Raw genomic sequence first — 1,104 nt, forward strand, 5'->3', positions numbered from 1 at the left:
GCGCTATTATGGCCGTGGCGACGGCTATGGCTATGGCCGCGGCTATGGCTATGGTCGACGCTATGGCGGCCCGCCGCCCTGGGCGCCCGCCTATGGCTATCGCCGTCATTATTACGACGATCGCTGGTGAGATGCCCGCAGAGGCCCTTCGTCACGGCCTCTGTCGCACCGGGCCGGAAAGCGGTGTCCGCTCTCCGGCAGAATCCGATGCGATGACGAGAAGATCGATCGCCACGTCACGCCCGTCAGGACGCGCGGCGATCTAGTCGGGCAGGCGATGGCCTGCCAGGAAGGCGGCGACGCTCAGCTTGTGACCGGGCTGGGCGGCGCAGTGCCGCTCGACGGCGTCGATGATGACCTCGTCCGAGAGATGAGGCAGCCGCCTGGGCGATTGCTGGCGCAGGGCATCGACCAGCCAGCGGCCGATGGCGGCATGCATCTCCGCATCCGTCGCCTCCCGCTTCATCCAGAGCTCGCAGGTGATGTAGTCCTGCAGGAACTCGCCCTTGCCCGGCTCGGCCGGCCATGCGGGCGATGGCGCACCCGTTGCCAGGATCRCGGCCAGCACCAGCCCGCGCATCGTCGTCCCTCTCATCGCCATCTCCGGAGCCCCGCCAACCGATCCCGAAGCATCGTCGCGGCGAAGCGGACGCCGGCTCACGTCAAGACGATGCGATGGGACAAGGAAGCGGAGCATGTCGCGATGCCCGTCATCGATCAAGACGGGCGCGGGTTCCGTGGAACGCGTTGAGCAACTCGCGGTATCCGTCCATCGCGTCAGCGCGCCAGCCAGCCGCCATCGACGGGCAGGACGACGCCATGGACATAGGCCGCCGCGTCCGAGGCGAGGAACACCGCCGCCCCGCCCAGCTCCTGCGGCTGCCCCCAATGGCCGGCCGGAATGCGGGCCAGGATCGCCTCGTTGCGCACCGGATCGGCGCGCAGCGCCTCCGTGTTGTTCGTCACGAAATAGCCCGGCGCGATGGCGTTGACGTTGATGCCCTTGCCCGCCCATTCGCAGGCGAGCAGCCGCGTCAGCCCCGCAAGCCCGCTCTTCGACGCCGTATAGGAGGGGATGCGGATGCCACCCTGGAAAGAGAGCAG

2 protein-coding genes are annotated in these 1,104 nt (G+C 68.4%); both read right to left on the minus strand.

Features of this window, described 5'->3' with window-relative positions; genetic code table 11:
* Window positions 1–262: 262 nt before the first annotated feature.
* Entirely contained in the window at window positions 263–595 is a 333-nt protein-coding gene (locus tag AB4Y99_RS27740; RefSeq protein ID WP_441525620.1) for a hypothetical protein, read from the minus strand.
* A 182-nt stretch (window positions 596–777) separates the two neighbouring features.
* Window positions 778–1,104: SDR family oxidoreductase (locus AB4Y99_RS27745; RefSeq protein ID WP_441525621.1), on the minus strand; the 327-nt coding region annotated here is incomplete at its 5' end.

It is taken from the genome of Allobosea sp. TAB14, assembly GCF_052113865.1.
Taxonomy (GTDB): Bacteria; Pseudomonadota; Alphaproteobacteria; order Rhizobiales; family Beijerinckiaceae; genus Allobosea; species Allobosea spartocytisi.